27 protein-coding genes and 2 pseudogenes are annotated in these 25,214 nt (G+C 61.2%); 21 read left to right on the forward strand and 8 right to left on the reverse strand.

Translation table 11 applies throughout. The features are described from left to right. Window positions 1–173: 173 nt before the first annotated feature. The 10 genes from AC4PTT_RS21860 (at window position 174) to AC4PTT_RS21905 (ending at window position 10,818) form a co-directional block, all read left to right on the forward strand. Window positions 174–605 (forward strand): ParB N-terminal domain-containing protein, encoded by a 432-nt coding sequence (locus tag AC4PTT_RS21860; RefSeq protein WP_492162725.1) that lies wholly within the window; start codon window positions 174–176, stop codon window positions 603–605. Beyond that, window positions 602–2,044 (forward strand): Y4yA family PLP-dependent enzyme, encoded by a 1,443-nt coding sequence (locus tag AC4PTT_RS21865; RefSeq protein ID WP_492162726.1) that lies wholly within the window; start codon window positions 602–604, stop codon window positions 2,042–2,044. Before AC4PTT_RS21860 ends, AC4PTT_RS21865 begins: the two co-directional genes overlap by 4 nt. Beyond that, window positions 1,977–2,987, forward strand: a complete 1,011-nt coding sequence (locus AC4PTT_RS21870; protein ID WP_113157054.1) for a cysteine synthase family protein — start codon at window positions 1,977–1,979, stop codon at window positions 2,985–2,987. Before AC4PTT_RS21865 ends, AC4PTT_RS21870 begins: the two co-directional genes overlap by 68 nt. Next, entirely contained in the window at window positions 2,984–4,123 is a 1,140-nt protein-coding gene (locus AC4PTT_RS21875; RefSeq protein WP_492162727.1) for an NAD/NADP octopine/nopaline dehydrogenase family protein, read from the forward strand. The genes AC4PTT_RS21870 and AC4PTT_RS21875 overlap by 4 nt, the downstream gene beginning before the upstream one ends. After that, entirely contained in the window at window positions 4,123–6,012 is a 1,890-nt protein-coding gene (locus AC4PTT_RS21880; protein ID WP_492162728.1) for an IucA/IucC family protein, read from the forward strand. The genes AC4PTT_RS21875 and AC4PTT_RS21880 overlap by 1 nt, the downstream gene beginning before the upstream one ends. Continuing rightward, window positions 6,009–7,229: an MFS transporter gene (locus AC4PTT_RS21885; protein WP_492162729.1), complete on the forward strand. Its 1,221-nt coding sequence runs from the start codon at window positions 6,009–6,011 to the stop codon at window positions 7,227–7,229. Before AC4PTT_RS21880 ends, AC4PTT_RS21885 begins: the two co-directional genes overlap by 4 nt. Beyond that, window positions 7,222–8,397: an ABC transporter substrate-binding protein gene (locus AC4PTT_RS21890; protein WP_492162730.1), complete on the forward strand. Its 1,176-nt coding sequence runs from the start codon at window positions 7,222–7,224 to the stop codon at window positions 8,395–8,397. Before AC4PTT_RS21885 ends, AC4PTT_RS21890 begins: the two co-directional genes overlap by 8 nt. Then, window positions 8,394–9,461 carry a FecCD family ABC transporter permease gene (locus tag AC4PTT_RS21895; protein ID WP_206546462.1) on the forward strand — a complete coding sequence of 356 codons (1,068 nt, stop codon included), beginning with the start codon at window positions 8,394–8,396 and terminating at the stop codon, window positions 9,459–9,461. The genes AC4PTT_RS21890 and AC4PTT_RS21895 overlap by 4 nt, the downstream gene beginning before the upstream one ends. After that, on the forward strand, window positions 9,455–10,207 hold the full coding sequence (locus AC4PTT_RS21900; protein WP_113157050.1) for an ABC transporter ATP-binding protein: 753 nt from the start codon (window positions 9,455–9,457) through the stop codon (window positions 10,205–10,207). Before AC4PTT_RS21895 ends, AC4PTT_RS21900 begins: the two co-directional genes overlap by 7 nt. A 143-nt stretch (window positions 10,208–10,350) precedes the next feature. Next, window positions 10,351–10,818: a VOC family protein gene (locus AC4PTT_RS21905; RefSeq protein ID WP_492162731.1), complete on the forward strand. Its 468-nt coding sequence runs from the start codon at window positions 10,351–10,353 to the stop codon at window positions 10,816–10,818. A gap of 73 nt (window positions 10,819–10,891) precedes the next feature. Here the strand turns inward: AC4PTT_RS21905 and AC4PTT_RS21910 are convergent, their stop codons facing one another. Next, window positions 10,892–11,284: a VOC family protein gene (locus AC4PTT_RS21910; protein WP_492162732.1), complete on the reverse strand. Its 393-nt coding sequence runs from the start codon at window positions 11,282–11,284 to the stop codon at window positions 10,892–10,894. 290 nt (window positions 11,285–11,574) lie between these two features. Here AC4PTT_RS21910 and AC4PTT_RS21915 point away from each other — a divergent pair, with 290 nt between their 5' ends. Next, entirely contained in the window at window positions 11,575–13,266 is a 1,692-nt protein-coding gene (locus tag AC4PTT_RS21915) for an ATP-binding cassette domain-containing protein (RefSeq protein ID WP_492162733.1), read from the forward strand. A 92-nt stretch (window positions 13,267–13,358) separates the two neighbouring features. On the opposite strand, the gene AC4PTT_RS21920 is transcribed toward AC4PTT_RS21915, so the two are convergent. Then, on the reverse strand, window positions 13,359–13,574 hold the full coding sequence (locus AC4PTT_RS21920) for a hypothetical protein (protein WP_492162734.1): 216 nt from the start codon (window positions 13,572–13,574) through the stop codon (window positions 13,359–13,361). Between the two features lie 232 nt (window positions 13,575–13,806). On the opposite strand from AC4PTT_RS21920, the gene AC4PTT_RS21925 reads away from it, so the two are divergent. Continuing rightward, the gene (locus tag AC4PTT_RS21925; protein WP_113157161.1) at window positions 13,807–14,046 is read left to right on the forward strand and encodes a YMGG-like glycine zipper-containing protein; all 240 of its coding nucleotides are present in this window, start codon (window positions 13,807–13,809) and stop codon (window positions 14,044–14,046) included. Window positions 14,047–14,868: 822 nt separating this feature from the next. Here AC4PTT_RS21925 and AC4PTT_RS21930 read toward each other — a convergent pair. Beyond that, window positions 14,869–15,423, reverse strand: a pseudogene (locus AC4PTT_RS21930) (TetR/AcrR family transcriptional regulator); the annotation flags it as partial. Between the two features lie 280 nt (window positions 15,424–15,703). Between AC4PTT_RS21930 and AC4PTT_RS21935 the strand changes: the two are divergent. Further along, a complete protein-coding gene (locus AC4PTT_RS21935; RefSeq protein WP_492162735.1) occupies window positions 15,704–16,093 on the forward strand; it encodes a VOC family protein in 390 nt (129 codons plus the stop codon). 7 nt (window positions 16,094–16,100) lie between these two features. After that, window positions 16,101–16,424: a DUF1801 domain-containing protein gene (locus AC4PTT_RS21940; RefSeq protein WP_283801065.1), complete on the forward strand. Its 324-nt coding sequence runs from the start codon at window positions 16,101–16,103 to the stop codon at window positions 16,422–16,424. On the opposite strand, the gene AC4PTT_RS21945 is transcribed toward AC4PTT_RS21940, so the two are convergent. Next, window positions 16,398–16,730 (reverse strand): helix-turn-helix domain-containing protein, encoded by a 333-nt coding sequence (locus tag AC4PTT_RS21945; protein ID WP_492162924.1) that lies wholly within the window; start codon window positions 16,728–16,730, stop codon window positions 16,398–16,400. The genes AC4PTT_RS21940 and AC4PTT_RS21945 overlap by 27 nt on opposite strands. Here AC4PTT_RS21945 and AC4PTT_RS21950 point away from each other — a divergent pair. Continuing rightward, window positions 16,653–16,844, forward strand: coding sequence for a hypothetical protein (locus AC4PTT_RS21950; RefSeq protein WP_492162927.1), 192 nt, complete (start codon window positions 16,653–16,655; stop codon window positions 16,842–16,844). The genes AC4PTT_RS21945 and AC4PTT_RS21950 overlap by 78 nt on opposite strands. A 349-nt stretch (window positions 16,845–17,193) precedes the next feature. Here AC4PTT_RS21950 and AC4PTT_RS21955 read toward each other — a convergent pair. The 3 genes and pseudogenes from AC4PTT_RS21955 to AC4PTT_RS21965 all read right to left on the reverse strand — a co-directional run. After that, window positions 17,194–17,328, reverse strand: a pseudogene (locus tag AC4PTT_RS21955) (helix-turn-helix domain-containing protein); the annotation flags it as partial. A 111-nt stretch (window positions 17,329–17,439) separates the two neighbouring features. Further along, window positions 17,440–17,799, reverse strand: a complete 360-nt coding sequence (locus AC4PTT_RS21960) for a DUF5368 domain-containing protein (RefSeq protein ID WP_206553087.1) — start codon at window positions 17,797–17,799, stop codon at window positions 17,440–17,442. A 12-nt stretch (window positions 17,800–17,811) separates the two neighbouring features. Next, window positions 17,812–19,104 (reverse strand): NAD(P)/FAD-dependent oxidoreductase, encoded by a 1,293-nt coding sequence (locus AC4PTT_RS21965; RefSeq protein ID WP_206553088.1) that lies wholly within the window; start codon window positions 19,102–19,104, stop codon window positions 17,812–17,814. Between the two features lie 244 nt (window positions 19,105–19,348). Between AC4PTT_RS21965 and AC4PTT_RS21970 the strand changes: the two genes are divergently transcribed. From AC4PTT_RS21970 to AC4PTT_RS21980, 3 genes are all read left to right on the forward strand, one after another. Further along, window positions 19,349–19,798 (forward strand): pyridoxamine 5'-phosphate oxidase family protein, encoded by a 450-nt coding sequence (locus AC4PTT_RS21970; protein WP_113157042.1) that lies wholly within the window; start codon window positions 19,349–19,351, stop codon window positions 19,796–19,798. A 96-nt stretch (window positions 19,799–19,894) separates the two neighbouring features. Then, entirely contained in the window at window positions 19,895–20,731 is an 837-nt protein-coding gene (locus AC4PTT_RS21975; protein ID WP_297559075.1) for a universal stress protein, read from the forward strand. 71 nt (window positions 20,732–20,802) lie between these two features. Next, window positions 20,803–21,108: an XRE family transcriptional regulator gene (locus AC4PTT_RS21980; RefSeq protein WP_113157040.1), complete on the forward strand. Its 306-nt coding sequence runs from the start codon at window positions 20,803–20,805 to the stop codon at window positions 21,106–21,108. 9 nt (window positions 21,109–21,117) lie between these two features. Here AC4PTT_RS21980 and AC4PTT_RS21985 read toward each other — a convergent pair whose 3' ends face one another. Continuing rightward, window positions 21,118–22,026, reverse strand: coding sequence for a LysR substrate-binding domain-containing protein (locus AC4PTT_RS21985; protein ID WP_113157039.1), 909 nt, complete (start codon window positions 22,024–22,026; stop codon window positions 21,118–21,120). A gap of 138 nt (window positions 22,027–22,164) precedes the next feature. Between AC4PTT_RS21985 and AC4PTT_RS21990 the strand changes: the two genes are divergently transcribed. The 3 genes from AC4PTT_RS21990 to AC4PTT_RS22000 are packed head-to-tail and all read left to right on the forward strand — an operon-like array spanning window position 22,165 to window position 25,202. Continuing rightward, window positions 22,165–23,142 (forward strand): Bug family tripartite tricarboxylate transporter substrate binding protein, encoded by a 978-nt coding sequence (locus AC4PTT_RS21990; protein WP_113157038.1) that lies wholly within the window; start codon window positions 22,165–22,167, stop codon window positions 23,140–23,142. Between the two features lie 28 nt (window positions 23,143–23,170). Further along, a complete protein-coding gene (locus AC4PTT_RS21995) occupies window positions 23,171–23,683 on the forward strand; it encodes a tripartite tricarboxylate transporter TctB family protein (RefSeq protein WP_206546451.1) in 513 nt (170 codons plus the stop codon). A 25-nt stretch (window positions 23,684–23,708) separates the two neighbouring features. Further along, window positions 23,709–25,202: a tripartite tricarboxylate transporter permease gene (locus AC4PTT_RS22000; protein WP_113157037.1), complete on the forward strand. Its 1,494-nt coding sequence runs from the start codon at window positions 23,709–23,711 to the stop codon at window positions 25,200–25,202. Window positions 25,203–25,214: the final 12 nt, after the last annotated feature.

The following is a 25,214-nucleotide window of genomic DNA, read 5'->3' on the forward strand; positions in this document are numbered from 1 at the left end:
ACTTTTATCATGAAGGCGCGTCCACTCAACAGACGCGATGTCGCAGCGCCGATCTGCCTGGCAGGCGAGGGGGCGGCGGTCTCAGCCATGGGTTGTGCAGCGCCTCTCATTTAATCTTGACAAAGATACTCATATTAATGATGATTGGGAACGAAAACAGCGGATCACTCGTGATGCAGTATCGTCTCCTTTCGCCAGAAAGCCTGATACCGACCGAAGACGTCGACCCCGACCGGGTTGCCGGGCTTCAGGACGCTATTTTGCGCCATGGCTTCTGGACCGTGCCCATCGCGGTCGAGAGGAACGCCCTGTTCGTGATGGATGGCCATCATCGTCTCGCCGTCGCCCAGCGCCTGCGTCTTGCCGTCGTTCCGGTCGTGTTGCGCGACTATTGCGATGTGAAGGTGGAGAGCTGGCGGCCGGGCATGACGATAACGCCCGCGCGCATCGTCGCGATGGCGCGCAGCGGCCGCAAATTCCCGAGCAAGACCACGCGGCATGTACTCGTGGAGGATCTGCCCGACTGCGCGCTGCCGCTTGGCCATTTGCGTCACCCGGGCATCGCACCGCGTTTCTTCGGGTCAGCGCCCGAGGCGCGCCCGTGACCTTTCATGGCCACAAGCCCAATGCCGGGCTCTCCCCCGTCTTAAGCCCGGAAATCGCAAGATTTCTGGCCGAAGAAAGCACGCTTCCGATGGAGTGGATCGACCGGCACGGCTCCCCGCTCAACCTGATCTGGCCCGGACAGCTGGCGAAGAATCTTGCCGCGATGAAGGCGGTTCTCGCAGAGCATCGCGTCGCCCATGCGGTCTATTATGGCGCCAAGGTCAACAAATCACCGGGCCTGATGGCCACGGCATTGAAAGCCGGTGCCGGGATTGATGTGTCGAGCCTCTATGAGCTTAAGGATGCCCTGTATCTCGGAGCCGATGGGGGAAAGCTCGTGGCAACGGGACCGGCGAAATCCCGGGCGTTTCACGAGGCCCTGATCGATTGTCAGGCCCTGATTTCGGTGGATTCACCGGAAGAACTCGACGATCTGATCGCCCGCCTTCCAGACTGGGAGTGCGTGCAGCCGGTGCTTTTGCGCCTGCAGCCTGCCGGTCATGAAAAGAGCCGTTTCGGAATGCCCGCACCGCGCCTGCGCGCCTGCCTTGCGCGCATTGCCGCCGAAAAGAGACTGCGCTTCGATGGGCTGCACTTTCATATAAGTGGTTATGCCTGGGAAGAGCGCGCAGAAGCATTGCGTGAAGCCGCACCGCTGATCGCCGAAGCCCGCGCCATGGGGCTCGCCCCGCGCATGATCGACATTGGCGGCGGATTGCCGGCGCAATATGTCGATCCGCACGCCTATCGCGCGCATTTGCAGGCGCAGAGGCCTGACGATTATCGAACCGGAAGAGTGCCATCCGCGTTCTATCCCTATGGGGGCGCGCTTTCCGCCGCCGACTGGCTGCGCCATCTGCTCGACGCTCCCATGGGTGATGGCCACAGCGTTGCGGATTATCTGAAGCGCGAAGCGCTGACGCTTGGGCTGGAGCCGGGGCGCGCGCTCGCCGATCAGACGGCGCTGACGCTCTTTCGGATTCTGCGGGTCAAGGCGCTCACCGCCGATGACCATGTCATCTTCGTCGAAGGCAGCAGTTTCAGCGCCTGCGAGACGTGGTTTTCGTCCGAATTTCTGGTCGATCCGATCCTTTTGCCGACGGGTCGCTCCGCACGCTTACTCAGGCCCGTTCGTGCCTACATCGCAGGCCACAGCTGCCTGGATGAAGACGTGCTGTGCAACCGATGGCTCACCTTTCCGGTTGCACCACGCGCCGGAGACATTCTGGTCTGCGCCAACACCGGCGGCTACCAGATGGACCTCCTCGAAAACGAATTTCATCGCCACCCGATGCCGGGCCGCCTTCGCGTGGTTCAGGACTCAAATGGGCAGCCAGCTCTTGTTCCTGACACACTGACGAGAGGCGCACATGCTTTGCAGCACCATTGGCCAGTTGATCGGTTATACGCCGGTCATGACGATCCCTGTGCCGAATAGCGACGCTACGCTGGCACTCAAAATCGAGAAGAACAATCCAGGCGGTTCGATGAAAGACCGCATGGCGCGCAGCATGGTCATTGCCGCACTTGAAGACGGAAGGCTTTCCCCCGGCGGGACGATTGTTGAATCCTCTTCCGGCAATACCGGCATAGGCCTGGCGCTTGCCGCACAGGAGTTCGGTCTGCGCTTTATCGCCGTGGTTGACCACCACGCCGCACCCGACAAGATCCGCACCATGCGGGCGCTCGGCGCGGAGATCCGCTTTGTCGAAGGCGATTTTCGCGAAGACGAGGTTGCGGTGGTGGAGCGGCAGCGGCTTGCCGCACAGCTTGGCGCGCAGCTACCCGGCGCGCTCTTCATGAACCAGTCCGACAACCCGGCGAACCCGGATGGCTATGCCGGCTTTGTCGATGAACTGCTCGTTCAGTTTCCCAGAGGGATCGACGCCTTTGTGGGTTGTGTCGGTACCGGCGGCTCCATGACCGGCATCGCCCGGCGTCTGAAGCGGCACAACCCGCGCATTCGCACGATCGCGGTGGAGCCGGCGGGCTCCATCGTCTTCGGCAAGCCGGGGCATGCCTATTATCAGTCGGGTACGGGAACCCCGGCCGGCGACGAAGTGGGCAAAGTGCTCGATTACACCTGCATCGATGAAGGCGTGCAGGTTACCGACACGCAGGCGTTTGAAACCGCGCGCCATGTCGCCCGCCATCATGGTCTTCTGGTCGGGGGCTCCACGGGCGGAACCATCTACAAGGCGCTGGAATTCATCGCGTCGGGCCATCTTTCGGGCACGGTTGTCACCGTGGTGGCCGATGGCGGCGAGAAATATCTTGGCTCCATCTTCGATGATGACTGGATGCTCAAACGCAACCTGCTCGACCCCGCGATTGGCGAGCAGCTCGAGTTCTGGCTCTCCGGCATGGCGTGCGCGGCATGAAGGTCACGATCTGCGGCGCGGGCCGCACCGGACATCTCAACGCAGTGCTTTTCAGGCAGCAGCCGAATGTCAGCGTTTCCGTCTTCACCCGGAACGCCGAACTGGCCGATCTTTGGGCCTCTGGCGAGAGCCATTGGGAGGCGCACACCGCTGACGGCGGTGTGCTCTCGGCGCGGCCAGACTATGTGGGCGCGGATGCCGAACGGGCGCTCTCGCAGACGGATCTCGTCGTGGTGACCCAGCCCGCACAGGCGCGCGCCGGGCTTCTTGAACAGCTTGCGCCACACCTCCCGCAGGAGAGGCGCGTCTTTCTCGGCGCGATTCCCGGCTTTTGCGGGTTCGACTGGCTGGCCGCCGAGATTCTGGCTGGACACGACAATGTCGTGATCTGGGGCATGAAGGATGTGCCCCACACGGCGTTCGACCTGACGCCCGGAAAGCGCGTGCGCATGGGCGGCGCAAAGGCGCAGCTTTATGCAGCGCTTCACCGCCGCGAGGATGACGCCCACGGTGCGGAACTGGCTGGCATGCTTGCCACGCTGTTTGCGGCCCCGGTGACGATGCTGCGCGACTATCTGGAAATCACGCTCACCCCCGGCAATGCACTCATGCACCCGGCCGTGCTCTATGGCCTGATCGGCCCGGACGGGCCATGGCAGGGCAGAGCGTTCGACGCACCCGTCTGCTGGTGGAGCGATTGCCCGCAAAAGGGCGCGGATCTGCTTGTGGCGTGTGATGCGGAAAATCAGGCAATCCGCCATGCGGCAGAGGCGAAGCTCGGCATCGATCTCAGCAGCGTGAAGCCGCTCCGGCAGGAGCTGATCGAAGCCTATGGCGACCAGATCGGCGATGCGCGAAGCCTCTATTCGCTTCTGCGCACCAACCGCGCCTATGCCGGCATCGAAGCCCCCATGACGCCTGATCCGCAGGGGCGGGGGCTGGTGATCGATCGCGAAAGCCGCGCCTTTCACGAAGACATCGGTATCGGGCAGGCGCTGTTGGTGGAGATGGCGAAACGGCTCGGCGTGGCGGTTCCCAACATCGCGAAAACCTATCGCTGGGCCTGTGATTATCACGGCGGATTGGCTGAAACCGCGCCAGCCTATGTGCCCCGCAACTGGCCGGAGGCTGCGTGATGGATGACATTCGCCTTTACACCGCCGCCAGTCTCGATGAAGCGCCTTTGCGGGAAAACGCAGTGCAGAACGCACTGCGAAGGCTCATCCGCTGCCTGTTCGCCGAAGGCCTGCTCGATCCGGCGGCCCTGCAATGGGCCGGGGACAGAAATGAGGCGGAACTTCCGCTCTGGCCATCGCGCCGGGTTCTCCATTTCGCTGATCTGCGTCGTGCGCCCGCCGGCACACTGCGCAATTTCGGACCGATGGAGCTTGTGGATGCGGCAGGCGTTCGCACCCGCATCGAGCATCCCGTCACGCTGGTTCGGGCGATTGCCCCGAGCCTTGCCATGTCGCCCGCGGCCAATGGCATCACACATCTCCTGCGCGACATCGAAAACAGCATGGCAAACGACATTCTGGCGCGTCGCTACCGCGCGGATTGGAGCGCGGGGCTGCGACGCCGGATCGACGATGCGAAGGCCCCCGGCCTCCTTGCCTATCTGCAGGAGACCCTGCCGCCCCATCTGGCGGCGATGTTCCTCGATCAATGGGGTGCGCTTGAAGGACACCCCTTCTATCCAACGTGGAAGGCGCGCCCGGGCCTCTCGGCAGAAGACGTGGAAGCGTTTTCGCCCGAGTTCGGCGCGCGGGTGCCGGCGCGCATCGCCGCGCTTCGCAGAGACTGGGCCTATGTCGAGAGAATGCCCTATGTGGGCGATTATTCCGACTGGTTCGCGCAGAATTTCCCCGATTGCTGGCGGGACTGGTCGCACCGGTTGGAGGCGTGCGGCCAGGTGGTAACGGAGTGGATACCGCTGCCGATCCATGCCTGGCATCTGACGCATTTCGTGCGCCACGAATTTGCAGACGAGATCGCCCGTGGCGTGCTCGACCCGGAAGGCCCCGACTTGGTGACGCTGCCTTCCATGTCGTTCCGCACCATGCTGCCGGAGACGCAAACCCCGCGCCCCTTCATCAAATTGCCGGTCGCGATCTGGATGACCAGCGAGCAGCGCACCCTGCAGGCCAAGTCCATCCATATGGGGCCGCGCCTGAGCACGATGATCCGCGATATCCTGATGCGCGAAGGGGAGGCGCTAACCGACAGGCTCGACATTTTCACCGAGGAGCTGGGCGCGATCCTCCGCGATCCCGAAACGGGCGATGAGCATCCCGGCCGCTTTCTCTCGGTCGTTTATCGCAACACCGATGCGCTGAAGCTTGCCGACGGTCAGATCGCGGTCGCCGTTGCCGCCCTTCTTGCCGAAAGCCCGCTCGATGGCCGGCCTCTCATCTGCGAGCTGATCGCCCGGGGAGACGAGGGCGGCGAGGGCGATGCGGCGGTGGAAGCCTTCTTCCGCTCCTATGCACGCACCATCATCGAGCCCGTGCTCACCATGTATCTGCTCTATGGCATCGCCTTCGAGGCGCATCAGCAGAACAGCACCATCCTGTTCGATGCGGCGGGCAGACCACGAAAACTGCTGATCCGCGATTTCGGTGATGGCCGCAGCTTCGCACCGCTTTTCGAGGAACGCGGCTTCCGGCTGAAACCCTTTGTGCGGGAGGGCATTCTGCCCACCACATTCGACGAGGATATCGGCCCGGTGCGGTCCTTCCTCATCGATGCCTGCTTCGTCTGCCATCTGCACGAGATCGCGCTCACTCTCAGTGACCACTATGCGCCGGGCGACACTGGCCTGTGGCGCATTCTCAGAGAAGAAACGGAAAGCGTTTTCGATGCTTTGCGCCCGCGCATGCTGAGCGACGCCTTCTGGCAGCGGGAGCGGACGGCGTTTCTCGAAGAGCCCTGGCCGACGCGATCCGTCCTGCGCATGCATCTGGAGCGATACCGCGACTACCGCGCCGAGCACACGCTGCCCAACCCGTTGGCGGAGGCGCAATGACGCTCACGGCAACGGTCATTCGCGGCTTCGGGCCGGTCTTTGTTCTGCTCTTTGCGCTGCAATTCGTTTCCATGGGCGCGATGGAGATGAGCGGGCCATTCTGGCCGCTTCACATCGAGGCGCTGAGCGCTTCTGAAAACGCCTTCGCCCTTGCCGGCATCGGCGTCTACGTGCTCCCCATGCTCGGCATGTCGCTGACCAGCGCTTTCTGGGGGCGGATGGGTGACCGCTACGGCAACCGGTTGATGATGGTGCGCGCGCTTGCGGGGCTGGCCGTCACGCAATTGCTGGTGGCCTTCGCAACCGATGTGTGGACCATCATGGCCCTGCGTTTTCTGCAGGGGGGATGCGCGGGCTATATCGCCCCGGCGCAGGCATATGGGGTTCAGGTCACCGGGGGCAGGGACCGCACAAGCCTGTTCGCCTGGCTCCAGGTGGCCACCAATGTAGGCTCGCTTGGCGGCGCGTTTCTGGGCGGGCTGATCCTCGATGCCTACCCCTTTGCCGTGATCAACCTCACCGCCGGCGCGGTCTGCGCCCTCTGCGCCCTTGTCGCCTGGCTAAGCCTGCCGACACCGCAGGGCGAAGCGCCCGCCGTGGGCGCGGGCAGGGTGCAGGCGCGGCCGGCCGAAGCGCCTGTCACCGCGCTCTTTGTTTTGATGAGCACGCTCATTGCCAGCCGCATGGTGCTTCAGGTTCCGTTTGCGCTTTACATGACGCAGGTTTTCGGCGCGGCCCACTGGGTTGCCGGTTTCAGCTACGGCCTGCTCGCGCTCGGCTTCGTGCTTGCCGCGCCGCTGTGGGCGCGGTTCCTCGAAGAGCGGCCCAACGCCTTTGTGCTGGGCTGGAGCGTGCTGATCTCGACCGCGTGCCTGCTCGTCACGCATCTCGCCGGGGCCACCAGCTCCGTTGCGACGTTCACCATGCTCTATTTCCTCTGGGGTGTGCTTCTGGGCGGCACCACGCCCGTTCTGCTCTCGCTTGTCTCGGCAGCCACGCCGGGCGACCGGCAGGGGCGGGCGCTTGGCCTCGCGCAAAGCTGGCAGCAGGGCGCATCCGTGATCGGCATCACCGCCGGCGTCATCGCAACGCGGCTCCTGGGACTGGAAGCCGCGTTCCCACTCGTCTCATCCCTCTACGCCCTCTCCACCTGCATCGCGCTCGGCACATGGCTGAGGGAGCGACACACAAACAAACAGGAGATTTCAAATGACTGAAAGACGAACCCTGCTTGGCTCCATCGCCATGGCAGTTCTGCTGACCCTGACCGTGCCATCAGGGTTGGCTCTTGCCAATGACAAGCCGGCGGCTCAGGCGCAGGCACCGCTTGTCGTGACCGATATTGCAGGCCGCGAGGTCACCGTTCAGGCGCCCGTTCAGCGGATCTTGCTGGGCGAGGGCAGACAGCTTTACCTCATTGCATCGCTCGCCCCGGAAAACCCGCTTTCGCGCATCGTCGCCTGGCGCAACGACTTGATCGAGGCGGACCCCGCCACCTATGCGCAGTATCTGATGGCGTTTCCCGAGCTTGCGGACCTCACCACGTTCAAGGGGCAGGAAGACAGTCTGATCGACATCGAGTCGGCCATCATCCAGAAGCCCGATGTGGTTCTGCTCAACCTCGAGGCCATGCGCGCCAATGAGGACGCCGAATATGTCGAGAAGCTCGCCGCGCTCGATATTCCGGTCCTCTATGTGGACTTCCGGCACATGCCGCTCGAAAACACCGATCCGACGATCCGCCTTCTCGGCAAGATCATGGGCCGTGAGGACAGGGCCGAGGAAATCGTCGCCTTTCGGCGCAAGGCAATGGCCGAGGTGACCGATGTCATCGCCGCGCAGAAGCCTGAACGACCGAACGTGTTCATCGAGCGCATCGGCGGTTATTCGGAGGAATGCTGCCTCACATTCGGGCCGGAGAATTTTGGCAAATATGTCGAGCTCGCCGGCGGCCACAATATCGGCAGCGATTTCCTGCCCGCCACCTTCGGCCAGCTCAACCCGGAACAGGTGATCGTCTCCAATCCGGAGCATGTGGTCGTTACCAGCGCGGACTGGGAAGCCTATGTTCCAGGCGGACGCTGGATACCGGTCGGTCCGGGCGAAGACACCGAAAACGCGCGCGAAAAGCTGGACTGGTACACGACGCGCAATGCCTATGCCGGCACCGAGGCGCAGGAAAAGCAGAATTTCCACGGCATCTGGCACCAGTTCTACAACAGCCCCTATGATTTCGTGGCCGTGCAGCAGATGGCGAAATGGTTCCATCCCGAGCTCTTTGCCGATCTGGACCCGGACGAGACATTTGCGGACTATCACCGCCGCTTCCTGCCCGTGGACTATCTGCCGGGCTACGCCGTGAGCCTGTCCGACAATCCGTCATGACCGGCATTCGCAGTGAAACAGCGCCCCTTTCGGGGCGCACCTCCTATCAGGCGCTGACCCTGCGGCGGAAGCTCGTTCTTGCCGCTCTCTCCATCGCTCTCGTTCTGGCGCTGATCGGCGACATCGCCACCGGCCCGGCAAGCTATGGCCTGTGGGATGTGGCGCGCACGCTGATCGCGCCGGCCGAGGCCGATGCGCAGATGCGGGTCATCGTCTGGTCCATCCGCACGCCCGCCGCCTTAATGGCCATTGTCGTGGGCATGGCGCTCGCCATTGGCGGGGCGCAGATGCAGACCATTTTGAACAACCCGCTGGCGAGCCCCTTCACGCTGGGCATTTCAGCCGGCGCGAGCTTCGGCGCGGCGCTGGCCATCGCCTTCGGTGTCGCCCTCATTCCGGCAGCGGGCGAATATGTGGTCGCGGTCAACGCTTTCGTGGTCGCCATGGCGACGGCCTGTCTCATCCACATGGCGAGCATCAGGCGCGGGGCGTCCATCCAGACCATCGTTCTGTTCGGCATCGCGCTTGTCTTCAGCTTCAACACCGCGCTCGCCATCACCCAGTATTTCGCCAATCAGGAGGCGGTTGCTGCCATCGTGTTCTGGACCATGGGGAGCCTCGCCAAGGCCACATGGCCGAAATTCTTCATGACCGCGTTTGCCGTGGCCATCACGCTGCCGATCTTCCTGCGCCGCCGCTGGCAGCTTTCCGCGCTGCGGCTGGGCGAGGCGAGGGCGGCCAGCTTCGGCATACCGGTGCGCCGCCTGCGGCTTGAAACGCTGATCCTCGTATCGCTCCTTTCGGCCATTCCGGTGGCCTTTGTGGGCACGATCGGCTTCGTCGGGCTCGTTGGCCCGCATATCGCGCGCATGATGGTGGGCGAGGACCAGCGTTTTCTCCTGCCGGCAAGCGCGCTGACCGGCGCGCTGATCATGTCGCTGAGTTCGATCCTGGCAAAGGTCGCCGTGCCCGGCGTCGTGCTGCCTATCGGCATCGTGACGGCAGCCGTCGGCCTGCCGGTCTTCCTCTATCTGATCCTCAAGAACGGGAGAGAGATATGGTAGTTTTGAGCACGGATCGCCTGGGTGTTCGCTTCGGGTCGCGCGATGTGCTGCGCGACATCACGCTGCCGCCCTGCGACGGCGGCAAGGTGGTTGCCATTGTCGGCCCCAACGCGGCGGGCAAGTCGACCCTCTTCCGCCGCATCGCCGCCCTTCTGCCGGGGCCGGGCTCCTTCAGCATCAGAAATGTGCGCGATCCCGCCCGGGCCATCGCCTACATGCCGCAGGACCAGAGCGGCAGTGCGGTTCTGACCGTCTTCGAGGCCGTTCTTCTGGCCCGCAAGCAGGTGAGCGGCTGGCGGCTGCGAAACGGTGACCTGATGGCGGTCGACCAGACGCTTCAAACGCTTGGCATCGACCATCTCGCCGACGAGGTGTTGTCGGAACTGAGTGGCGGGCAGCGCCAGCTTGTCGGGCTTGCCCAGTGCCTCGTGCGCGATCCGCAGGTGTTGCTTCTGGACGAGCCGACCAGCGCGCTCGACATGAACCGCCAGCTGGAAGCCCTGAGCTGTGTGCGCGGGCTGGCGCGCGAAAAGGACATGCTCGTCCTGATCGCGCTGCACGACCTCAACCTGGCGCTGAAATTCGCCGACGAGGTGGCGATCCTGTCAAACGGAACGCTTCATGCTTTTGGGCCGGCGGCCAATGTGCTGACCCCCGACAACCTCGCCACCAGCTTCCGCGTGCGCGCCCGCGTCGAGCCCTGCTCACGGGGCGAACCGCATCTCATCGTGGATGAGGCGATCTGAGGGAGCCATTCGACGTTCAGTCTTGCGCGACCCGCCCGGAAATGCTTCGAACCGGCTGCAATCTATAACTGTTGTGGCTGAGTGCATCATGGCTTGCCTGATCGGCGCCTGCGCACATCTCGGCCGATATCGGGAGCGGCAACATGCAGGACCCATTCAGGCGCGCCACGCTGGGGGCGGGCGTCTTCTACCGCGATCCGACCGCCGCGCTGGACTGGCTCGAACGGGCATTCGGTTTTGAGCGTCATACCGTGGTGCGGGACAGGGACGGTGAACTCGTTCACTCCGAAATGCGCATCGGGGATGCCTACATCATTGTCGATTCCGAATGGTCTTCCCATGTCGCCAGCCCGGCCTCGGTGGGTGCGAAGAACACGCAGGCTCTCTACATCAAGCTCAAGGGCGGGCTCGACGATCATTGCGAGCACGCCCGACAGGCCGGCGCAGAGATTTTGCAGGAGCCGGAAGACCAGATCTACGGCGACCGCACCTATCGCGCACGCGATCCCGAGGGACATGTCTGGACATTCATCCAGCCTGTCCGATCCGTTTCCCGCGAGGAGGTTCAGAACCTGACAGGCTGGTCCATTGAGGGCTGGCACGAAGGTTAGGTGTCTGCCTGCGCCAGGAAAGCAATTTCAGGAAAGCGGGCTTATCAGGGAGCCCGGAGTTGCAGTCCCTTCATCAAGCGGATGCGACGAATTCAACCTTGATGCGGTCGGGATCCTCGACGAATAGCGCGTAGTAGTCGTCACTGCCGGTCGCAAACGGGTACTTATCATCATAGAGATTTGGTATGTTGTTGTCGAAGCAATGCTGCCTGATCGTATCGACCTCTTTGCGGGTTTTTACCTGGAAGGCCAGATGGTTAAGACCAACGCCGCATCGATGGTAGACATTTGACTTGTACTTATTTGCAGCCTGCACGAATGTCAGGTAGGCATCTTCACCGTGGATGAGCGTAAAACCGTCCCGCCAGTCTACCGAGAGCTTCCAGCCGATTTTGGCCAGAATGTTCGTCCAAAATGTCCGCGATGCTTCGATCCTCGACACGTAAATTTCGACGTGATGCAGCATTCCCACCTCTTCTGAATGGCTTGAAAAGTCTTATTAAAAAGTCGGTTGACCGTTACGAGCGCTGAAGGCGTGTCGAACGAGGCGTAGCCTGGTTGGCCTTGCGGTGCTGCTGTGGTGTTCAGAGTTAGCGTCTTGGTTGGAGCCGCCGTTTTCAGAAGATGGGCAAGCAGGCGCATGGCGTCCTTCCTTAACTCCAGTGTTGCGTAAAATCTGTCGTTGAGAGTTCGTATCTTGATTTTGAGCTGTATAAGCTTAATGTCAATATAATTTAGTAAATATTGTTATTTAATATGAATATAATTAGAAATACTCTAAAAATAATTAGTATTATAAATAGCAATAATTCAATTTATGATTTTATTGTTGGGGTTATTTTTGAGTTTTTTATTATTCTAACATCTGTGTCCGGGCCATTGTTCCTGAAATATGCGGTTGACGTTTTGACGGAAGGCGGCAGTAAAGCAGTTTTGGCAACTGCTCTAACGCTCGCCTTTGTTGCTTCGTGGTCCTTCACCTGTGTCATCAGCGTGGGAAAGATCACCTATACAGGTCGCATCTGCGACAATCTTACGAGCTATCTGCTCACCAAGGCCCTAAGCCGGAGACTGCGTCCCATGGCGGCCGGTCAGGATGACAGGGCTTCCTCGCTTCAGGGAACCTTTGAGCGGCTGCCTTACAGCTTGCGAACCCTGGTCGAAGGGCTGCTGTTTCGGGTTTTTCCTCTTGTGACCGAGATCATTGTGACAACCGTGATCGTCGCTGTCGTCGTCGGTGTGGCCTACAGTGTTATAATGTTGGGCCTGCTGGTCGCCTACGGTTTGTTCTCTTACCGCACGTCTGGAGCCTATGAGGATGAATCCGCCAAGACCAATGCCGCAGCCTACCGGCTTTCAATGGCGCTTTCTGATCTTCTCGGAAACATGCTCCGGGCAGTCGTGAATGGCCAGACTGCATCTGAGGTCGCTCGCGTCACCAGTGCTGCCGATAATCGCCTTAGCGCCAATGTCAGCATGTCCAGAAAACTGTTGCACTCGGCCGTTCGCCAATACGGCCTCATCGGTCTGGGGATTGTGGTCATCCTTTCCGTTGCGATTTTTGACGTGGCGGGTGGTAGCATCACCGTTGGCGACTTCGTTCTCCTGCAGGCCTATGTCCTGAGTTTTGCGCTTCCCGTTAGCAGCTATGGTTTCGTCCTGCGCCAAGCTGGCGTATCGTCGGCTAATGTCAGTGATGCCTTTCACCTGGCAGGTATCGGGGAGACCCCAAAAGCTGGCCTCTATGAGCTGCGCCTGTCGCCCGCTCCCTTGGCCGTCCAAGTTGATGATCTCTCGTTTTCCTATGGTGAAAACTCGATTCTGGCGGAGCTTTCCTTTGCCGTTGAGGCGGGGCAGGCAGTCGCAATCGTCGGCCCGAACGGTTCTGGAAAGTCGACCCTCGCCAAGATTCTGGCAGGATTGGAAGTTGCGCAATCGGGCACAATATCAATTGCTCCCGAGAACGTGCTTTATGTTCCGCAGCACCTCACATTCTTCCCGCGATCCGTCGCGGAAACAGGCTCTTATCCGCCGAGCAGGATTGCCGGCGCCGATCTTGAAACCGTCCTGAACGAACTTCGTTTCATCGAAGATGACAGCGTTGATCTTCAGTCTTCGGTTGGCGACAAAGGTGGCAGCCTGTCTGGCGGTCAACGTCAGAAGCTTGAAATTGCGCGCCTGACCGCGCTTGAGGCACCCGTGATCGTTATGGACGAAATCACATCTGCCCTCGATACCATCAGTGAGCAGAAAGCCGTCGAAATCCTCCGCAGGTCGAGATTCGGAAAATCGACGATGATCTTTATTTCCCATTCCGAAAGTGTCGCGACCGCCGCCGATGCCGTGATTTTCATGCGGAATGGCAGAATGGTCGCGAGCGGCTCTCACAGAACGTTGCTGGAAAGCGTGCCTGAATACTGCTCGTTTTGGAACTACAGCGCGGGGTAGGCCGTGCCTCAAATCAATGATCATCTGGCCCGGAAACCTTGCCTCCTAAAAAAACGCTGGGCCGGGGTTCTGAGCTCTTATCATCTTCTAGCCTATCGGGTTGCAGTCACCAGCACGGCTTCGCCGGGGCGAAGAACACGCAGGCTCTCTACATCAAGCTGGCGGACGGGCTTGACGACCATCGCGAGCACGCCCGACAGGCAGGCGCGGAGATCCTGCAGGAGCCGGAAGACCAGATCCACGGCGACCGCACCTACCGCACACGCGATCCCGTGGGACATGTCTGGACATTCATCCAGCCAGTCCAATCCGTCTTCCGCGAGACGGCTGGGAGGCCGTCAGTCTGTCATGAGCCGGAGAACTCCACGCTAGCATGGTTCCTTACGCGAATTTGCTCACCGTAAATCAACGCGCTGGCGCCTGCCTGCATCCTCTTGAAATCGATGGTGAGACGGAGCCGCTTGTTTGAAGATTGCAACAAGTGTAGCCTTTTAGGGTGCCAATGGGTGGATTTTTGTGAGGTACACGATGGTTCGGAATATGCTTGTCGTTGCAGCAGCCGCCTTTGCCATAGCTGGCTGCACCACCACAGAGCGGGACGTTGGCGTGGGAGCCACAGCAGGTGCTGTTGTCGGCGGATTGGCCGACGGTGGTCGAGGAGCGCTTATTGGCGCCGGCGCAGGGGCGCTGGGCGGGCTTCTCGTTCGAAACCTTCGCAACGGATATTGCGAATATCGCGGTCGCGACGGTCGGATCTACAGGGCCCGGTGCCGTAAGTAGTTCCCGATCCGAATGTGCAGGATTTTCAAGTGGCGGAATTAGACGTCCGACAGGATTTTCTGCCGGACGCGCCGCAATCCCTGAGGCATTGACAATCGTTCGTGCCCAGGGAGTTGAATTGCTCGGCCAGGTGACGCTTTCGCGGGGCCTTAGACAGTTCTGGATTGACGCACTTCATTTTCGTGCTCTTCTGTGGCGACGTTCGGCGTTGCCGTTTTCTCACCGCAGGCTGATCCCTGCTGGCTTCGCACCATTTTTCTGTCCTTAGTCCTCTGGCTTTTACTTTGACAGCCTGATCGTCTCCTTCTGGAGAAGGACAGGTGGCGGCTCCATCTCTGTCATCCCATTAGCACTGGTGGCTGCCCGAAAGCTGGCGTTCCGAGCGTAGACGGCAACCGGAGAACCCCATTCCTTGTCGTAATAGTCGAGGAACTCCGGCGCCGCACCTGACCAGCTCCAGCGTGGTTCACCATCGGCTCATGTGAAGAGCTTTGGCATCGTTCAGGCTTTCAAGAAGTCAAGCGCGGGTGTTGTCTTCTTGACGTCGACTTCGGTGATCTCGGCAATGACGACATTGTGCTCTACGAACGGATCGGTATTGATGCGCCTCTCGATCTCTTCGCGGCTTTCTCCTGTCGCCAGAATCGCGCCGCCGCCTTCCGGTGTCAGGGAGCCCACACATTGAAAGATCCCGTCGCCGAAACCCTGAGCGATCCAATCGTTGTGGGCCGGCATGAAATCCGAGGCGGCTGATTTGTTTTCGGAGAAGCGGAGATAGATGATGAACACTGTTGTCTCGTCTTTCGTTGAGGTTTGAACGGGAAGTCGGTCAAGCCACGCCTCCAGCGCGGAGACTTCCGCCCTGAGGAATGCCTCATCCTTGAGGGCGGAGACCATCACTGCGATGCCTTGCGAGCGGGCGAGAACATGCAACGCCAGAGCACCGGCATCATCCTTATGCCCGAGCGCCCTGAACTGATCCGCAAGCCAGTCGCGAAACAGGCCGAAAATCTCTGCGGCGCGCGATTCTGCGATGTGATCCAGCTTGGCCAACTCGGTCGTTAGCGTCCCGACCGGGCATCCGAATGCCATGATCTTGGTCCGATTGGTGATGAGGATGCGGATGAAAGACCGTATTCGGTCTTTCGGTGCGGCATCCGTTTCCCAGGACTCGAGCAGTGTCTGTGTTGCTGCCAGGCGACGGTCAATGACCGCGTCGAGAATATCGTCCTTGGATTTGAAGTGGTGGTAGAAATTGCCGCGGGAGATGCCGACCGCTCCCGCAATGTCCGCAAAGGATGTCGCCTCGAAACCTGCTTCGTAGAACAGCGCATCGGCCTTTTCTTCGATACGTTTGCGAGTGGCTGATCGAGACATGGAGGCCCCTGAAGAGTCGCTATAGCCAAGATTAGGACAAGCGTCCTAATCTGTCAAACGTGAACTCCGAAAGCGGCCGTCGTGCATCGCGCAGCATTCGGTAGCATGGGCTCAGAGCGGTCGCCGGGGCCGTACACCAGCAATCCGAATGGCTGCTGTCACAATGGCGGGTTGGAGCCCGGAGTGCGTGATGCTGCGCAGCCGCTGAATGTCGGCTTTCTTCAAGACCGCCATCCCATCGTGGCCTATCGTTGTGGTCGCATTGTTGGAGACACCTCACATGATCTTTCGCTACACGATTCTCTACGTGGATGACGTCTCGTCGTCGCTCGACTTCTTCGAAAAGGCTTTTGGGTTCGAACGCGGCTTCCTTCACGAAAGCGGCGATTACGGCGAGCTGCTAACAGGGGAAACCAAACTGGCTTTCTCCTCAAGAACCCTCATGCGTCAGTTGGACAAGGACCCGGCGCTGCCGAGACCGGACGCCCCGACGTTCGAGATCGCATTCGAGACGGTGGATGTGGCTGGCACCCTGCAAAGGGCGCTCGACGCGGGGGCCACGCTCATTCAGGACGCGCGCGATGAACCATGGGGGCAGACAACGTCATACGTGGCGGACCCGAATGGGTATCTGATCGAAATCTGCACAGCAGTACAGTTGCCGGGTTGAGGCTATGATGGAGGAGTCAGAGAAAGCCAAAATTGTCGCTCAGTTGAAAGCTGTTGTCGCAACGGTCGAGCCGGAGGCGGCCTTTGTCGCGAAATATGGGGGAACCATGGTCGAGAGCGTTCCCGGGCAGCCCAAATCGCAGTTCTGCGGGATTTTCGCCTACAAGGACCACGTTTCCCTAGAGTTCACCAACGGCGCGCAGCTGGCTGATCCGGAAAAGGTGCTAGAAGGCGGCGGAAAGCACCGGCGTCACATCAAGCTCGCCAGCCTCGCCGACATCGTGGACAAGCGATGCGGGGATTTCCTACGTCAGGCCCGCGATCTCCAATGACCAGTTGCCAAGCCCGGGTTGCGCTAGATCGGCAATCGCAGCAGGGTTCCGGCGGAGTTGGACGGGCGTCCAGCCGAACCACCGCACGAACTCTCGCGTCATGTGGGCCTGGTCGCTATAGCCGTAGTGCGCCGCGATCTCGGCAAGCGGAACGCGACATGGTAGGGCCTGAACCGCCCGCCGGGCCCGACCCAGCTGACGCCAGAAGGCCGGGGTTGGAAGCGACAGGTGCCTGAACCGACGTTGCAGGGTTCTTTCCGATACGCCCTGTTGCCGGGCCAGGCGATGAACGCTGTTGCCCGGCAAGCAAAGGGCATCGATGATTTCCGAAATCTCTTGGTCATGCCGCGTGAGGGCTTCGATCTCTGTATCAAGGTTCGACACGTCACGGTCCGCGATCTCGAATTCGGCAAGGTCTAGCGTGGTGCCAGGCCGCAGCCGATATCCAGTCAGGCAGGTTCCTGCGTCGAGCCTGACCAACCTTGGCGCGAAGTCCCAGTCAGTGACTTGAAGAACCTCGCTTCCCGCCCTGCCGCAGGACAAGACAACCAGATCGACACAACCATCTGGAAGAACCACCGAGACTTCTTTGGCCCCGACTGCGTAGGTCCAGCGATGAACGCGGGGAGGGTTGGCTTGGGTCAATGCGGGCATGACAGTCAAAGTAAACGAATAGCTGCCGTTGATCCAGAGCGAAGCAACGGCTGGTTCGTCCGCATGACAGTCATTGGGGGCTGCTGGCAGGTGGCTTTGTCACGAATGCCCGCTATTTGACCTCGCGGAAAATCGTTGAACGATGCCGGTCGAGTTTCGCGGCGATGTGGTCAACGCAAATGCCGGCCATCCGCCAGCGGGCAATCTTGCGGCGTTCATCCACGCCAATCTGTGAGTAGGTGCGTTTCATGGGGTGTTCCTTGCGAGAGATACGTCGTTGTTATCTCTCGCAAGTCGCACTTCAAGATAGGACTCACCCTGCTATATCAAATGATCGCATAACATACATTATGGAACCAATCTAACCATCCGAGCGCTCCGGCGGTGCGATGAGTGAGCCGGCGGTGTAGACGAGGATCGAAAGTCCCACCGCGCCCAGCGCCGCGATGCCGAGGAAGATGATGACGTCAATCGGCCCGCCGAGATCCGACAGGCTGGATTTCGTCACCCACAGCACCAGCGCCACCGCCGCCACCGCGCCGAACGGCATGGAAAGCTGCGCCCACAGGAACTTCTTCATGGAAACCGAGCGGTCGCGGATCAGCACATAGATATAGGCCAGCGTGATCACCACGGCCGCCACAACCAGAAACCAGAACAGACCGCGTCCGAACATTTCTTCGAACACCGCGATCATCGTGCCAAATGTAAGGTCTTTCATGATCCTGTCCTCTCAGGCTTCGCCGCGTAGCATCGCGTTGTAGGTCGGCTTGAGCGCCAGCTCCTTCATCAGCCAGCTGATCCATAATTCTTCCAGCGGCGCGATGATGCCCGGGAAGGATGGAACGAGATTGTTTTGATAGTCGAACTCGACCAGCATCGCCCGGCCCACGCGGGTAATCATCGGGCATGAGGTGTAGCCATTGTAGCTTGCCGTGCCTTCGTTCCCCGCAATGGCCGCGACCAGATGATCCTCGACCACCGGCACCTGCCATTTCACGCTGGCTGCGGTCTTTCCCTTGGGCACGCCAGCCACATCGCCCAGCGCGAAAACATCGGGATAGCGCAGGTGGCGCAGCGTCTGCATGTCCACCTCGACCCAGCCCTGATCGGTCCATTTGTCCGCCCAGGAAAGGCCCGACTGGCGCACCACATCGGGCGCGCGCTGCGGCGGGATCACGTGGAGATAGTCGTAACCAAGCTCCTTCTCGCCCTCCGGCGTGTCGAAGGTGGCGATCCGGCGGCCGGCGTCCACACGCTTCAGCACATGCGAGAGCGCCGGCGCGATGCCGCGATCCTGAAACAGCATGCGCACCTTCTCGGCCACGATGGGCACACCGAATAGCGCCTGCGAATTGTTGGCGTAGATGATCTCCGTCTTGCCGGCATTGCCGTTGGTTCTGGCAATGTCGTCGATGAGGAAGGTGTGCTTGAGCGGCGCGCCCGCGCATTTCATTTCGGTGGCGGGCCGTGTGAACACGCCGACACCGCCCTCCTCGGTGAATTTCGAGGCCGCAGCCCAAGTCCGCGCGGCATAGTCCGGTCCCGCATAAAGCGCGCCGATGCCGTTTTCGCCGACCATGTCGAGCGAGAACCCCTCGATGGCGTCGTGATCCAGAACCAGGCCCGGTGCCACAACGAGGAAATCATAGCGGACCGTCTGGCCGCCGCTGGTCGTGACCGTGCGGGCTTCCGGGTCGATTTCCGTGGCGGCCTCGGCAATCCAGTCGATGCCGTCCGGCAGCCAGTGCGCCGTCGAGGAGACGACGTAATCTGCCGGTTTCAGCCCGGCTGCAACGAGGGAGAGCCCCGGCTGATAAAGATGCCGCTCGCTTGGATCGACGATGGTGATCTTCGCGCCATCGAGCCTGCGCACCAGGCGGTTGGCGAGCGATGTGCCAGCGGCCCCTGCCCCGATGATCACGATGGAAGCGGATGTTTTCACGGTCTGGGCCGGCGCGGTGTGGGCGGATGCGCCAAGAAGGGCGCCGGCGGCGGAAAGAGTGATGAACTGGCGTCTGTTCAAGGTCAGAGCCTCCCTGCTTGTCGTGGCCTGCGGGATACTTCATCCGGAGCCACATTCATTGCGATGGATAAGACAATAGACGGCTATTTTCCTTGATTAAGATCAAGCGGGGTGATGCAATACTGTCGACGCGCAGATCTCGCATCCTGTCGACAGGAATGGAATGCCCTTGATCTGCATCAACGACTTTCAGTCGGTTTCGGCTGAAGGTCAGAGGTAATGGCAGCAGCAGGAAACAGGCTCGATGATCATTCGCTCCCTGACAGAAGAAGAATGCGTCGCGGTGCTGGATCGCAACCGGCTCGGCCGGCTTGCCTGCGCCCGGGATGGCGAGCCCTATCTGGCGACGATCCACTATGTGCATGCGCAGGGCAGCCTTTATGCCTTCTCGCTTCCCGGTCGCAAGATCGATTTCATGCGCGCCAATCCGCGTGTTTCGATGCTGATTGAGGAGAAGGACGAGAAGGGCTGGCGCAGCGTGGTCGTCAATGGCCGTTTCGAGGAACTGCCAAACGAGATCGGCCACAAGAAGCAGCGTGAGCAGGCGTGGCAATTGCTGAGCCAGCACGAAAACTGGTGGCTGCCTGGCGGTCTGAAGCCGGTTCTTCCCGTCACGACGAAACAGCCGCACCTGTTCTTCCGCATTGCGGTCGAGGAAATGTCGGGCCGGCTGGCCGACCGTGAGGCGGAATAGAGCCATGGCGCAGCCTTCCGCCTTGATCCAGAACAAGGCGGATGGGCCGGACAGGGACCATACTTGATTGCATTCAACGGTTTTGGGAGAGCGACGATGTCTTACAAGACAATACTCTGTGTGATCTCTGCCAGTCAGGGCGACAATGACCTGAAGCAGGCGCTGACGCTTTGCGAGCAGAACGAGTCTCATCTGGCCGTTCAGGTGCTCGGCATCGCCGCTCCACCGCCGGTTGGCACCTATGCCGCCACCGTTTCGGAAACCTGGGCCGTCGAGCGCCAGGCAGATATCGAGCGCCTCAGCCAGCGGGTGAAAGAGGTCAATGATATCATCGCCAAGGCGCAGGTTTCGGCGGATGTCGACAGTGTTTTCGTGGAGCGGACCGTGGTGGACGATGTGGTCGGCCGCCGGGCGCGCTATGCGGATCTCGCCGTCATTGGAGCGGATCTCAGAAACAACGAGGATCTGCGCGGCCCGGTGCTGAACGGCCTGTTCTTCCATGCCCAGATTCCCGCCATGATCTTCCCGGACGACAGGCCCATGGCGCTCGTCGCGAGCAACATCATGATTGCCTGGGATTGCCGTCTGGAGGCGTCGCGGGCCGTGCATGAGGCAAGGCCCCTGCTCGCGGCTGCCGGCAATGTCCATGTGGTGATGATCGACCCCGAGGCCGGCGAGCGTGCGGATGGCGAAGAACCGGGCGCGGATCTCGCGACTTATCTGGCCCGCCTGGGTGCGAAAGTGACCGTGGAGCGCGTCACCAGCTCCGGCCGCAGCGTCGCCGAAACGCTTCAGCGTCGCGCGCAGGACATGCAGGCCGATCTTGTGGTCATGGGCGCTTACGGGCATTCGCGGCTGCGCGAACGCATTTTCGGCGGCGTCACGCGGTCGATGATCGAAGAACCGGCAGTGCCGGTCTTCATGGCGCGCTGAGCGCGGGGCACGCTGAATGGGGGCACGCTGAACGAGAGGCGCGCCAAACCGACGAAAGGGAAACGTCTGCAATGTCGATCACACCCGAACAGTGCCGCGCGGCGCGGGCCATGACCCGCGTTTCCAGAGAGGTGCTGGCCAATGCCGCGAATGTGCCGATCTTCGTGATCGAGCAATATGAGCAGATGCTGTCGGAACCGGATGATGCGCAGCTTGAAAGCATCGAGACGGCGCTTGAGACGCTTGGCGCGGAATTCATCGATGAAGACAGATATGGCGGCGCAGGTGTGCGCCTTCGGTTCGATGCGACCCTTTCCAGAAGCATGTCCGACTGGGAAAGCGAAGGCGGCCGCGCCGCCGACAATGACGTGCCCTGAGGGCCTGCCTTAGGAGAGAACGCCCTGCTCGCGCAGCATGCCGATCTCGGCGCGGATCGTGTCGATGAAGGCGTTTTCGATCCGGCTCAGCGGGCGGTCTTCGTGATGGAAGATCGCCATTTCCCATGGGATGGAGGGCTTTAGCGGCCGCTCGATCACATCGTCGCCCGAAGGCAGAAGACTGCTGAACGGATCGACGATAGCAATGCCGACGCCACGCCGCACGAGGCCGTGCACCGCGCGCAGGGTGCGCGCCTCCGCCGCGATCTGGCGCTGCGCGCCGGCGGTCTGCATCATGTAGTCGACGCGGGTGCGCAGCGGGCTGCCGATGGCCAGCTCCACAAACACTTCGCGCCGCAAATCTTCAATCTGCACCACATCCCTGCCCGCCAGCCTGTGCCCCTTCGGGATCAGGCAGCGCGCCTCGCAGGCCCCCAGGTTAATGAGGCTCGCGCCATAGGGGCTCGCATCCAGCGTGATGCCGACACCCAGATCGCAGCTTCCCTCGTTGAACATGCGCAGAAGCTCTTCAAGACCCGTATCGACGATCTTCACCGCCACGTCCGGGTGCGTCTGTTTGAAGCGCGCCACCACATCCAGCAGGAACGTGTCCACATAGATCGGCTGCGCAGCCACCACGATGCGCCCCACCTGCCGGTTGGCGATGGCGCGCGCTTCGCGCTCCAGCTCCTGAAACGCGGTCAGTGAACGCGAGACATTTGTGTGGAACAGGATCGCCTCATGGGTCGGCATGAGCTGGTTGCGTTTGCGCACGAACAGGGGGAAGCCAATCGTCTCTTCCAGCTGCCCCAGAAGGCGGCTCACCATGGGCTGGCTGATCTTCAGCGCCGCAGCCGCGCGCGTCGCGGAACCATGGCTCATGAAGGCGTCGAACGCCTCGAGCTGTTTCAGGTTCATCTGCGCATCCTCAATAGTCACTATTAATAATAGTAATACTAACAGGCATAATTTGCGAAATAAAGCATACTGTGCAAAAAAAAGCGTGCGCTCGGTCTATCCGGGCGAATGGCTTCACTCTCCCAGGGAGGACCCTGCATGAAATCTGTACTGAAAAACATTGTGGCTGCTGCCGCTCTCGTTCTCGCAGCCGGCACGGCGCACGCGGGCGATTATCCGGAAAAGGCCGTGACCATCGTTGCGCCTTATGGCGCAGGCGGCGCTTCGGACATGGCGGCGCGCGCGCTGGCCGAGACCGCTCGTGACTATCTCGGCGACCAGCCGGTTGTCGTGGTCAACAAGCCGGGCAATGGCGGCATGATCGGTGCTCGTTTCGTTTCCGAGATCGAGCCGGACGGTTACACGCTTCTTCTCGCCCGCGTCGGCATGGCGCTCTACCCGGCGGTTCAGGAAAGCTCCCCGGTCGGCTGGGATGGCTACACCTTCCTCGGTTCGCTCGAAGCAACCCCGATGATCCTCGCCGTGGCGGAAAACTCCCCCTACAAGTCGGCTGAAGAGCTCATCGCGGCGATGAAGGCCGAGCCGGGCGCCCTCACCTATGGCGCATCCGGCGCGACCGCCATTGACGGCTTCACCGTTCAGGCGCTGCTGGCCGACAATGAACTCGACCCGCTGACGGCAGCGACCCTCGTGCCCTACAAGGGCGGCGGCGCTCTCGCGACCGCGCTTCTGGGCGGCCATGTGGATTTCCTCGCCATCGCGGCCGGTTCGCTGATGCCGCATATCGAGTCCGGCAAGATGCGCGCTCTGATGGTCTACGCACCGTCGCGCATGGACACGCTGCCTGACGTCCCGACCGCAGCCGAGCTCGGCTTCGACAAGGCTGGCCAGATCACCGGCTGGAGCGCACTCTACGGCCCGAAGGATCTGCCGGAAGAGGTCGTGACCCGCTGGCAGGAAACCCTCAACAAGGTTGGCGAGGACGAGACCTGGCTTGAGCTGGCCAAGCGCCGCGGCTCCATCTCCACGGCTGGCAAGGAAGACATGCCTGCCTATGCCAAGTCGCAGTACGAGCTGTTCAACGGGCTCGCCCGCGAGTTCGGCTACATTCAGTAAGCCAACTTAAGAACCAGGAGGACGCGGCATGCTGAACAAGGGAATGCTCCGGGGCTTTTTGATCGCCCTCTTCTTCGGCGTGGTGCTTTTCGCACTGATCCCGATCCACGTGCCGCGTCCTTCCTTCATTCCAGGCTTCGCGCCCCCGCCCGACATGTGGCCGCGCACCGTCTCCATTCTGGGCCTCGCGCTCGGCATTCTGGCGATGGTGCTTGTGGCTCTCAGCGGCGGGCGTGCAGCTCCGGAAGAGGCGGAATATTCGCCTGCCTCGCCTGCGGAATGGCGCAACCGGCTGATCCGGCTCGCGCTGGCGCTCGCCGCATTTGCAGGCTTCGTCTTTCTTGCGCCGCGCCTCGGTTTTCTGCCGTCATCGATGCTGCTGGCGCTCGCTGCCTTCATTCTCGCCGGAGCTTCGTCGCGCTGGGTCGCAGTGCTTGCGCTGGCCGTCCTGCTGCCGCTCGGCCTGCAGCTCTTCTTCGGTAATGTAACGCACACGCCCTTCCCTCAGGGGAGCTGGGGCATCTTCCCCACCTTCAACTGAGAACGCCACCAGGACCGCTCAACACATGTGGAACGATCTTCTTTTCGCATTCGAATCCGTCGCCACGCTGGCCAATGTGCTGGCCATGGGCGCGGGCATCCTGGCCGGTGTAATCATCGGCGCCATTCCGGGCATGACCGGCACCATGGCGGTGACGCTCGCCCTGCCCTTCACCTTCTATCTGTCGCCCGTCACCAGCATTCTTTTGCTCGTTGCGCTCTACAAGGGCAGCACCTATGGCGCGTCGATCTCGGCGATCCTCATCAAGACGCCGGGCACGGCGTCCGCCGCCTGTACGGTGCTTGATGGCTGGCCGCTCGCCCAGAAGGGCAAGGCCGGCAAGGCGCTCAACATGGCGCTCATCTCGTCCTGTATCGGCGATTTCCTGTCCAACATTTCGCTGATCTTCCTCGCGGCCCCGCTGGCGCTTCTGGCGCTGCGCGTTGGTCCGCCGGAATATTTCATGCTGATGGCCTTCGCGCTGACCATGGTCGCCTCCATTTCCGGCGGCTCGCTGCTGCTCGGCGTCGTGTCGGCCTGTTTCGGTCTGCTTCTGGCAACCGTCGGCGAGGACATGTACGGCTCGTTCCGCTTCGCCATGACCGAGGACATGAAGGGTGGCCTTTCCGTGGCACCCGTTCTGATCGGTCTGTTCGCCCTGCCCGAGCTTCTGCGTCTCATCGTTTTCCGCGAGGAAAACCATGGCCAGGCCATGAAACTTGGCGACAACCGGCTGACGCTGGCGGAATTCCGTGGCTCCGTGAAATCCATCATCCGCGGCAGCTTCATCGGTGTGATTCTGGGCGCCATTCCGGGCATCGGGCCGTCGGCCGCCGCCTTCTTTTCCTATGGTGAGGCGCGTCGCTCCTCCCCCAACAGCGAGAATTTCGGCAAGGGCGAGCTGGAGGGCATCGCGGCTTCTGAATCGGCCAACAATGGCTGCTGCGGCGCGACCATGATCCCGCTTCTGGCGCTCGGCGTTCCCGGCGACGTGATCACCGGCGTCATGCTCGGCGCGTTCATGATCCAGGGCCTCACGCCCGGCCCGCTTCTGTTCCAGAACAATCTGAACGAGGTCTACATGCTGTTCATCGGCATGATGTTCTCCTCGGTTCTGCTGTTCGGTGCGGGCAAGCTGACGGTGCGCTTCTTCTCGCACATCGCGTCGATCCCGCAGGTGCTTCTGACGCCTGTGGTCCTGATGCTGTGCGTCTATGGCATCTATTCGATTTCCAGCAACATGTTCGACGTCACCGTCCTGCTCATCATGGGCGTGGTCGGCTTCATCATGCTGCTTTTGAACATCCCCCCGGCGCCGTTCCTGATCGCCTTCATTCTGGGGCCGATGTTCGAGGACAATCTGCGCCGCGCGCTGGCCATTTCGCGCGGTGACCCGTCCGTCTTCTTCCAGTCCGCCATTTCCTGGATTTTCGCAGGTCTGATCGTGTTCTTCGTCGGCCTGACGATCCGCCGGGAGTGGCAAAAATACCGAGAGAACCGTGCTGCACAGAATGCCTGAGGCCGAAAAGTC

It is taken from the genome of Nitratireductor sp. WH36-1 (assembly GCF_058725515.1).

Excerpts from the sequence above, each read along its gene's own strand:
- AC4PTT_RS21985 (WP_113157039.1), bottom strand. The coding sequence starts at position 22,026 with ATGAACCTGAAACAGCTCGAGGCGTTCGACGCCTTCATGAGCCATGGT.
- AC4PTT_RS22000 (WP_113157037.1), top strand. The coding sequence starts at position 23,709 with ATGTGGAACGATCTTCTTTTCGCATTCGAATCCGTCGCCACGCTGGCC.
- AC4PTT_RS21880 (WP_492162728.1), top strand. The coding sequence starts at position 4,123 with ATGGATGACATTCGCCTTTACACCGCCGCCAGTCTCGATGAAGCGCCT.
- AC4PTT_RS21875 (WP_492162727.1), top strand. The coding sequence starts at position 2,984 with ATGAAGGTCACGATCTGCGGCGCGGGCCGCACCGGACATCTCAACGCA.
- AC4PTT_RS21970 (WP_113157042.1), top strand. The coding sequence starts at position 19,349 with ATGATCATTCGCTCCCTGACAGAAGAAGAATGCGTCGCGGTGCTGGAT.
- AC4PTT_RS21870 (WP_113157054.1), top strand. The coding sequence starts at position 1,977 with ATGCTTTGCAGCACCATTGGCCAGTTGATCGGTTATACGCCGGTCATG.
- AC4PTT_RS21980 (WP_113157040.1), top strand. The coding sequence starts at position 20,803 with ATGTCGATCACACCCGAACAGTGCCGCGCGGCGCGGGCCATGACCCGC.
- AC4PTT_RS21990 (WP_113157038.1), top strand. The coding sequence starts at position 22,165 with ATGAAATCTGTACTGAAAAACATTGTGGCTGCTGCCGCTCTCGTTCTC.
- AC4PTT_RS21910 (WP_492162732.1), bottom strand. The coding sequence starts at position 11,284 with ATGCTGCATCACGTCGAAATTTACGTGTCGAGGATCGAAGCATCGCGG.
- AC4PTT_RS21925 (WP_113157161.1), top strand. The coding sequence starts at position 13,807 with ATGCTTGTCGTTGCAGCAGCCGCCTTTGCCATAGCTGGCTGCACCACC.
- AC4PTT_RS21895 (WP_206546462.1), top strand. The coding sequence starts at position 8,394 with ATGACCGGCATTCGCAGTGAAACAGCGCCCCTTTCGGGGCGCACCTCC.
- AC4PTT_RS21885 (WP_492162729.1), top strand. The coding sequence starts at position 6,009 with ATGACGCTCACGGCAACGGTCATTCGCGGCTTCGGGCCGGTCTTTGTT.
- AC4PTT_RS21960 (WP_206553087.1), bottom strand. The coding sequence starts at position 17,799 with ATGAAAGACCTTACATTTGGCACGATGATCGCGGTGTTCGAAGAAATG.
- AC4PTT_RS21940 (WP_283801065.1), top strand. The coding sequence starts at position 16,101 with ATGGAGGAGTCAGAGAAAGCCAAAATTGTCGCTCAGTTGAAAGCTGTT.
- AC4PTT_RS21900 (WP_113157050.1), top strand. The coding sequence starts at position 9,455 with ATGGTAGTTTTGAGCACGGATCGCCTGGGTGTTCGCTTCGGGTCGCGC.
- AC4PTT_RS21915 (WP_492162733.1), top strand. The coding sequence starts at position 11,575 with ATGAATATAATTAGAAATACTCTAAAAATAATTAGTATTATAAATAGC.
- AC4PTT_RS21935 (WP_492162735.1), top strand. The coding sequence starts at position 15,704 with ATGATCTTTCGCTACACGATTCTCTACGTGGATGACGTCTCGTCGTCG.
- AC4PTT_RS21975 (WP_297559075.1), top strand. The coding sequence starts at position 19,895 with ATGTCTTACAAGACAATACTCTGTGTGATCTCTGCCAGTCAGGGCGAC.
- AC4PTT_RS21860 (WP_492162725.1), top strand. The coding sequence starts at position 174 with ATGCAGTATCGTCTCCTTTCGCCAGAAAGCCTGATACCGACCGAAGAC.
- AC4PTT_RS21995 (WP_206546451.1), top strand. The coding sequence starts at position 23,171 with ATGCTGAACAAGGGAATGCTCCGGGGCTTTTTGATCGCCCTCTTCTTC.
- AC4PTT_RS21905 (WP_492162731.1), top strand. The coding sequence starts at position 10,351 with ATGCAGGACCCATTCAGGCGCGCCACGCTGGGGGCGGGCGTCTTCTAC.
- AC4PTT_RS21890 (WP_492162730.1), top strand. The coding sequence starts at position 7,222 with ATGACTGAAAGACGAACCCTGCTTGGCTCCATCGCCATGGCAGTTCTG.